Below are 9221 nucleotides of genomic sequence, written 5' to 3' on the forward strand. Positions count from 1 at the left end.
TATAAAACCAAACAATTTCAAATCTAAAAATGATCAATTTATATCATTGTCATATTTAATCGACTTTGTCTTAAGTTTTGTTTATTTTGCCTATATTTCTTTATTACCCAGATATAATCATTTCAATAAGTTTATGGCAAAATGCGATATTTAATTTTCTCACTTATTTTATTTCTCAGTATAAGTACAATTGCACAAAATACGGCACAAATTGATTTAGACTGGAGCGAAACTTCAATTTTCCTACCAAATGGTCAAAAAATAAATACACTAACTTTTACAGGAGCCTCCTTAGACAAAAAAAATAACTGGTTACCAGAATTTTCCTTACTCCAGAAAACAGGTTCAAAGAATGATATTTTTAGCGTTGAGTTATTGGATACGGAATTTAAACTGTTAAGTTCCACAGAAAAGCAGATTTTGCAAAATAAATCTGTAGATAATTCATTAAAGCCAACAATAAAAGGTGTTTTAATTAGAAAAGAAAACTATGAACAAGTTCGATTTATTCCGATTAGGAGAAATAAAAGCACTGGTCAATATGAGAAATTAGTTCAGTTTAAATTGAGATTTAAAAAACAAGGACTTCGTAAATACTCTAAAGCAACAAATTCTTATGTTTCTAATTCGGTCTTACAAAACGGAAAATGGATAAAAATTTCTGTTGACACGACTTCAATCCATAAAATAACATATGACCAATTAATTGATATGGGGATATCCAATCCTAATCAGGTCCGAATTTTTGGTTATGGAGGAGGAATGCTTCCTAAAATGAATTCGGAAACTCATCCCGAAGATTTACCATCTATTCCAATCTATTTACACATAGGCAGTGATGGAATATTTAACTCCGGTGATTTCCTCTTATTCTTTGCAAAAGGTCCTCGAAAATGGACATATGATTTTAATACTCAAGAATACATACACGAGAATCATCTTTATTCCAATCAAGCTTATTATTTTATAAGTTCTGACCAGGGAACACCTAATATCATATCATCAACAAGTGTCGAACCTTCGTTTACAATCAATGTAGACACTTTTGATGATTATCAGGTTATTGACAAAGATGAAATTAACCTTTTGCAATCCGGTCGATTATGGTTAGGACAAGAATTTGATATTAGCACTAATTATTCTTTTCCCTTTAATTTTACCAACCTCGACACTTCCGTTCCTATTCATATTACTACACACTTGGCAGCAAGATCTGCTTCCAATACTAAATTTACTTTATTATCAGGAAACACAAACATTGGTGAGATAGATATGCCTTCGGTAAACACAGGAAGTTATACCGCAACATACGCTTCATTAGAAGAAAAACACTTTCTTAATTTCAATCCTGGTAAGGATAAATTTGAAATCAGCTTAAATTATAAAAAAAGTTCTCCATCTTCAATCGCCTGGCTTGATTATCTGCGGCTTAATGCACGTAGAAAATTAATTTTCACCAACGATCAAATGGCTTTCCGAGACAGTCAATCGGTTGGAGCAGGAAATATAAGTCGATTTCAGATTCAGGACGTAAAACCTTCCAATTTGGTTTGGGATATAACAAATCAAAACGCAATAAAACAGATCCCATTAACTATAAACGGAAACCAAGGAACAATTAATATAAGAACTGAACAACTCAAAGAATTTGTGATCTTCAATCCGGAAGGATCATTTCCAACTCCTGAAATTATTGGCGAAATACCGAATCAAAATTTACATGCTTTGAAAGCGAGTGACCTAATTATTATCTGTCCTGACAAATTTTTGTCCTATGCGAATCAAGTAGCAGAATTTCACAGAGACCAAGATAATTTAAGAGTGGAAATAGTAAGTCCATCAGCAATTTATAATGAATTTTCATCTGGAACTCCTGACGTGGCAGCAATTCGTAATTTTCTAAAGATGCTATACGATAATGCCTCTAATGATTTGGATATTCCTAAATATCTATTGCTTTTTGGAGATGGTTCCTACGACAACAAATTAAATAGTGAAAATAATACCAATCAAATTCTGACCTACCAATCTGAAAACTCTTTAAGTCCAACACAATCCTTCGTAACTGATGATTTTTTCGGTTTATTGGATGATGACGAAGGAGAATCCTTTGGGATGGTGGATATAGGAATTGGACGTTTCCCAGTAAACACATCAGATGAAGCAAAAATTGTCACTTCAAAAATCTTGAATTATTCAAAATCTGATCAAACTGATTGGAGGAGTAGCCTTTGCTTTATTGGTGATGATGAAGACAATAATACCCACATGAGAGATGCCAACCGTTTGGCAGAAAAGGTTGAAAATGAAGAACCTCAATACAGAGTCCAACGCATTTTTCTTGATAATTATGAACAGATTAGTAATTCATCCGGACAAATATATCCTGATGTAAATCAAGACATTAATAACCGAGTAAATCATGGAACCTTAATCATGAATTATACAGGGCATGGTAACGAAAATGGTTTAGCTCATGAGCATATCTTAATGTTGGATGATATTCTAAGTTGGAAAAATCCAAACAAATTACCCTTATTCATGACTGCTACCTGTGAATTTAGCAGATTCGATAATTACAGGAAATTATCAGCAGGAGAAATTATTTTTCTACGTGATAATGGTGGAGGAATAGGGCTTTTCACTACAACTCGTTTAGTATTCTCATCTCCAAACTTCACTTTGAATCAGAACTTTTATAATTATGTCTTTGCACTCAATTCTGAGGGAGTACATAATCGTTTGGGTGATATTATGAGAAAAACCAAGAATAATACTAGCTCTGGTATTAATAAAAGAAATTTCACGCTTTTAGGCGATCCTGCTCTTCAACTAAATTATCCAGTACATAAAGCAATTACACTCAAAATAAATGATATTGATATTTCTCAACCTACCGATACATTGAAAGCATTAAGCAAAGTAAAAATATCTGGCGCTATACATTCCCAAAGCAATCAAGCCCTAAATTTATTTAATGGAACCATTTTCGCAACTATTTTTGATAAAGCCAGTCCTAAAACCACCAGAGGAAATGATGGTAATCCATTTGAATATACTTCGCAAACCAATATTTTATACAAAGGTAAAGCAAGTGTTCGCAATGGTAATTTTAAATTCACCTTTTTCATTCCAAAAGACATTAATTATCAATTTGGGACAGGAAAAATTCTATATTATGCTGCTGGAACAGATAGCGATGCTGCTGGTTATTCGAACAACATTATAATTGGAGGAACGAATTCCAATGCAATAAATGATAAGCTTGGTCCTGAGATTAAATTATATATGAACGATGAGCTTTTTTCGCCTGGAGGAATGACAGATTCCAATCCTCTACTCCTTGCAATTGTTCAGGATTCAAGTGGAATCAATACGGTTGGAAACGCTATTGGGCATGATATTGTAGCTATCCTCGATCAGAATACTGATAAAACCATAGAATTAAATGATTTCTATGAATCAGATTTGGACAATTATCAGAAAGGAAAAATAACATATCGTCTTAACGATTTAGAACCCGGAGAACATGAGCTACAGCTCAAAGTATGGGATAATGTTAATAATTCTAATGAAAATAATCTTAGCTTTGTCGTTTCAGAATCCTCCGATTTAGTAATCAAACATTTATTAAATTACCCAAATCCCTTCACTACTAATACTGGATTTTATTTTGAACACAATCAAGCATCACGTGAACTTGATGTACTAATTCAAATACTGACCATTTCAGGCAAACTAATTAAAACCATTGAGACAACAATTAGTTCTGCTGGATCTAGGGTTGGTCCTATTTCATGGGATGGGAAAGATGATTTTGGAAATACTATTGGTCGTGGCGTATACTTCTATCGTGTAAAGGTAAGAGCCGATGATGGAAAAGTGGTTAATAAATTTCAAAAATTAGTGATCTTAAAATAATAAAAAGCAACATTAAAAGTTATTTGAATATATTTGCAGACTTATTACTTATCAATGTTATGAATTACAAACTAACTTTAATCACTATTTTATTATCTGTTTTATTATTATCTAAAACAGGTACAACATTTGCACAAACGTCCACATCTGGAGCAAATTATGTCTCTACTGCGGTACCTTTTTTAACCATCACACCAGATTCCAGAGCAGGAGCTATGGGTGATGCCGGTGTTGCAACATCTCCTGATGCAAGTTCAATGCACTGGAATCCTGCAAAATTTAGTATGATCGATGGAAATTATGGAATTGCTGCATCCTACACTCCCTGGCTAAGAGATTTAGTAGATGATATGAGTCTTGCCTATCTTACCGGATATTATCGCTTGGATAAAAATCAGGTAATTGCAACTTCGCTTCGATATTTCTCTCTTGGACAAATTATTTTTATGGAAGGTGCACAATCTATTCCTCAAGCTCAAAACCCTAACGAATGGGCTTTGGATTTTGCCTATTCCAGAAAATTGTCAGATAATCTATCGGGAGGTATCGCCTTCAGATATATCAGATCCGATTTAACTCAGTCGCAATATGTTGCAGGAATTGAAACAAAAGCTGGAAATGCTTTTGCTGCTGATATTTCAGTTTATTATCAGACAAAATTCAGAAGAAATCGTAAGGACATGATTTGGTCCTGGGGAATGAACATTTCAAACATTGGTTCTAAAATAAGTTATACTACTGATGATGAAAAAGAATTTATCCCAACTAATCTAAGGCTAGGATCTGCTTTAAAATTCGAATTAGACAAATATAACAGTTTAACTATTGCTGTCGATTTCAATAAATTATTGGTTCCAACTCCAGTAAATGGAAGTTTAAATAACGATAATCAAGATGGTAATATCATTGTTAGAGGACAGACTTCAAACAAATCTGTTGTAAGCGGAATTTTCAGTTCATTTTCAGATGCTCCCGGAGGAATGAGTGAAGAATTCAAAGAAATTGCCTGGTCTTTAGGATTTGAATACTGGTATCAAGACCAATTTGCTCTTCGAACGGGTTACTATTATGAAAATGAATCAAAAGGAAATCGAAAATATTTTACGGCAGGTTTAGGGGTCAAACTTAATTTGTTCGATTTAGACTTTTCTTATTTAATTCCATCATCGCAAAATAACCCTTTAAAAAACACTTTAAGATTTACGCTTATCGCGAATCTTGATAAAATTATCAAATAACTGCAACATGAAAATTAAAGTTGGATTTGGATATGATGTACATCAACTGGTTGAAGGGGAAGAATTCTGGCTTGGAGGTATTAAAATTGATCATGTAAAGGGAAGTCTGGGACACTCTGATGGAGATGTATTGATACATGCTATTTGTGATGCATTATTAGGTGCTGCAAACCTAAGAGATATTGGATTTCATTTTCCAGACACCTCCACAGAACTGAAAAATATTGATAGTAAAATATTACTCAAAAGAACCGTTGATCTAATAATAGCGAAGGGGTTTTCAATAGGCAATATTGATGCTACAGTTGCCTTACAAAAACCTAAAATCAGTTCCATTATTCCTAAAATGCAAAAAAAACTGTGCGAGGCTATGGATATTGATTTAGAAGATTTAGCTATAAAAGCAACCACTACGGAGAAACTTGGATTTGTAGGAACTGAAGCGGGTATTACTGCCTACGCTACGGTTTTAATTCAAAAATAAAAGAATTATTAATTCCTCTTGAACCTTCTAAATTAATTTTTCAGAAGGATTTTTTAGCTTCAACAATCCATTATTAATTGCCCCAAATTCTTATATTTGCCTTATATAGATATATCAATATTTAAAACAAGACAGTATGAGAAAAACAGTAGTTATAGGAGCTAGTCTTAAAATGGAAAGATACTCTAATCAATGCGTTAGATTACTACGAAAGCATGAAATTGAAACAATAGCTGTTGGTAACCGGGAAGGCAATATAGAAGATGTAAGAATACAAGTTGGCAGACCTTGTGAAAGCAATGTTGAAACAGTTGCAATTTATCTCTCTCCTAAAAATCAGGAAGCTTATTACGATTATATGCTGGGTTTAAAACCTGGAAGAATCCTATTCCCTCCAGGAACAGAAAATCCTGAATTCTACAAAAAAGCAAATGCGCTTGGTATTGAAACAGAAGAGGCATGCCCATTGGTATTGCTAAATACTGGTGTATACTAAAATATAATTAGACGATAGATATTCAATAACGAGAAGACGCTAATAGTGGCGTCTTTTTTTATTTGAACAATAATTGATAATATCTTTCCAACTGAGTAGTTACCTCCTTCAAACTAATTACCCTACTCCTTCGTAACACCTCATTGCCTTCCATAAAGACAAGAAGAGAAGGATTTGTATATAAGCCTAATTGTGCCGCAATCTCAGGGGTTTGAGATGTGTTTACAGGAAAGGCTTGTAGCTTTGGAAATTCCTCCTTCATCAATTTTATCAACTTCGGTTGTAATGCTTCACAAACACTGCAAGCAGGAGCTGAAAAATAGATGTAAAAAGATTGCTTATTATCCTGAAGTTGTTTCAGATGCTCTAATTTTATCATATCAATATTCTTTTATTACAAATACTTCCTTAAATAAGAATATTATAAAAAAGGAGACATAAAGCCTCCTTTCTAAATTATTACTAAGATTTTTTCTCTTAAAAAGCAGATTCAATCAATGTATCCTCAGCAAAATTTGGAAGTGTAACCTTCAAATTCGGATCTACTTCCATTGCACGTTTAATAGCAAAAACAGCTTCCTCATTTCTAGCCCAGCTACGACGAGAAATACCATTATTAACATCCCAAAACAACATGGACTTTAACCTTCGATCAGCATCAGCGGAACCATCCAATAACATCCCAAATCCACCATTAATTACCTCGCCCCAGCCAACGCCGCCACCATTATGAATAGACACCCAAGTAGCTCCGCGGAATGAATCTCCAATCACATTTTGAATTGCCATATCGGCAGTAAAACTTGAACCATCGTATATATTAGAAGTTTCCCGGAAAGGCGAATCTGTACCAGAAACATCGTGATGATCCCTTCCCAAAACAACTGGTCCGATCTTACCTTCAGCAATTGCATTATTGAAAGCTTCTGCAATTTTCATTCGACCCTCAGCGTCAGCATATAGAATACGAGCCTGCGAGCCTACTACTAATTTATTTTCTTGAGCACCTTTAATCCATTTGATATTATCGCCCATTTGTTGTTGGATCTCAACAGGTGAATTCTTACGTATTTCTTCCAATACTTCCGTGGCAATTCTATCCGTTGCGGCTAAATCTTCAGGTTTGCCACTAGCACACACCCATCGGAAAGGACCAAAACCATAATCAAAACACATTGGTCCCATAATATCCTGTACATAAGATGGATATTTAAATTTGCCATCTTCTTTCATGATATCTGCACCAGCACGACTTGATTCTAACAAGAATGCATTTCCATAATCAAAGAAATAGGTGTCAAATTTATCGACACATTTGTTGATAGCCGCAACATGTCGACGCAAGGACTCCTGAATTTTTTCCTTAAATAATTCAATATTATTTGCCATCATTTCGTTTGCTTCTTCAAATTCTACTCCAACAGGATAATAACCTCCAGCCCAAGGGTTGTGTAAGGAAGTTTGGTCAGAACCTATATCCACCTTAATATCATCCTCTGCAAATCTTTCCCATACGTCAACGATATTTCCCAGATAAGCAATTGAAATCACTTCCTTATTAGCTTTAGCAATTCGAACCCGAACCATCAATTCGTCCAAATTATCAATCATCTCATCCACCCAACCTTGTGAGTGACGAGTATGTGCAGCTTTCGGATTTATTTCACCAGTAACACTAACACATCCAGCAATATTGGCAGCTTTTGGTTGAGCCCCAGACATTCCTCCTAAACCGGCAGTAATAAATAGTTTTCCTTCTAAACCTTCGCCATGTTCACTTATTTTTCGGCCTGCATTCAAAACTGTTATAGTTGTTCCATGAACAATTCCCTGAGGTCCTATATACATATAAGAACCTGCAGTCATTTGTCCATACTGTGAAACCCCAAGCGCATTAAATTTTTCCCAATCATCTGGCTTACTGTAATTTGGGATAACCATTCCATTAGTTACCACAACCCTGGGAGCATCCTTGTGTGAAGGATAAAGTCCCATCGGATGGCCAGAATACATTACTAAAGTTTGGTCATTTGTCATTTCAGCTAAATATTTCATTGTCAGCCTATACTGTGCCCAATTTTGAAATACAGCTCCATTGCCACCATAAGTTATTAACTCATGAGGATGTTGCGCTACAGCATAATTCAAATTATTTTGAATCATCAACATAATAGCTTTTGCTTGTTCTGATTTCCCTGGATACTCCGAGATTGGATGCGCCATCATCTTATAATCCGGTCGCAAGCGATACATGTAAATTCTTCCATAAGTCTCTAATTCAGAAACGAACTCAGGAATTAATTCAACATGATGCTTAGAATCAAAATAGCGAAGAGCATTTCGTAATGCTAATTTCTTTTCCTCTTTATTTAATATTTTTTTTCGATTTGGTGCATGATTGATTTCTTTATCGTAAGGTTTTGACGCTGGTAACTGCGCTGGAATTCCTTCAAGAATCATTTTCTGAAATTCAGTCATTATCTGATAGTATTATATGTTTATGTATTTGTTTTAGTAATATAATTTTAAGACAATTAAATTAATAATTTAATTGCTATATCCCCATTTCATTTCAAGCGAAAATATAGTAAACTTATAATGACTAGCCTTGTACTTTTGAAATTGAAAAACTACATCAGTATAAGTATCAAAATTACTCTAATTAAAAGTTATTTTAATATTAAAAATGGGAAATTATAGTTGAGTTGTGAGTGCAACTTAACTATGAATGCTACTTCAACATCCAAGGAGAATTCAAGGGTATCTTTTTCTAAGTTCTTTTTTGAACCTCATTCCAAACTAAAGGTTTGAATTTGTGTGCGCAATATAGGAAATAATTTTCATTTCAAAAATTGAAAATTTTCCTATAATAATGATACGAATTAAATGTTTATTAAGAACTTCAGAATAAATAAAAAGAGGATATCTCATATCGAGGGCACTGAAAATCCCCTTTAAATTTCCATCGGGGTGAAAATATATAAGGTTGTAGAATGAGTATTTCACATACTTTTGACTACAACCTTATTTTTTTGAAGTAAATTCCTGGTGCCTCAAATCGACGCTATTTGAGTTTTTATAT

General features: G+C 34.0%; 6 protein-coding genes. 4 read left to right on the forward strand and 2 right to left on the reverse strand.

Going from position 1 to position 9221, the window contains the following annotated elements; genetic code table 11:
* The first annotated feature begins 141 nt into the window (after positions 1-141).
* From porU to DLK05_RS12635, 4 genes are all read left to right on the forward strand, one after another.
* Positions 142-3921: a type IX secretion system sortase PorU gene (gene porU, locus DLK05_RS12620; RefSeq protein WP_127344365.1), complete on the forward strand. Its 3780-nt coding sequence runs from the start codon at positions 142-144 to the stop codon at positions 3919-3921.
* A gap of 59 nt (positions 3922-3980) precedes the next feature.
* Positions 3981-5159 carry a type IX secretion system outer membrane channel protein PorV gene (porV, locus tag DLK05_RS12625; protein ID WP_127344366.1) on the forward strand — a complete coding sequence of 393 codons (1179 nt, stop codon included), beginning with the start codon at positions 3981-3983 and terminating at the stop codon, positions 5157-5159.
* A gap of 7 nt (positions 5160-5166) precedes the next feature.
* Positions 5167-5643: a 2-C-methyl-D-erythritol 2,4-cyclodiphosphate synthase gene (ispF, locus tag DLK05_RS12630; RefSeq protein ID WP_127344367.1), complete on the forward strand. Its 477-nt coding sequence runs from the start codon at positions 5167-5169 to the stop codon at positions 5641-5643.
* Between the two features lie 136 nt (positions 5644-5779).
* A complete protein-coding gene (locus DLK05_RS12635; RefSeq protein WP_127344368.1) occupies positions 5780-6139 on the forward strand; it encodes a CoA-binding protein in 360 nt (119 codons plus the stop codon).
* Positions 6140-6197: 58 nt separating this feature from the next.
* On the opposite strand, the gene DLK05_RS12640 is transcribed toward DLK05_RS12635, so the two are convergent.
* Both DLK05_RS12640 and hutU read right to left on the reverse strand, forming a co-directional pair.
* Positions 6198-6518: a thioredoxin family protein gene (locus DLK05_RS12640; RefSeq protein ID WP_127344369.1), complete on the reverse strand. Its 321-nt coding sequence runs from the start codon at positions 6516-6518 to the stop codon at positions 6198-6200.
* 98 nt (positions 6519-6616) lie between these two features.
* Complete coding sequence (gene hutU, locus DLK05_RS12645; protein WP_127344370.1) at positions 6617-8617, reverse strand: urocanate hydratase; 2001 nt, start codon at positions 8615-8617, stop codon at positions 6617-6619.
* Positions 8618-9221: the final 604 nt, after the last annotated feature.

It is taken from the genome of Ancylomarina longa, from assembly GCF_003996985.1.
Classification (GTDB): Bacteria; Bacteroidota; Bacteroidia; order Bacteroidales; family Marinifilaceae; genus Ancylomarina_A; species Ancylomarina_A longa.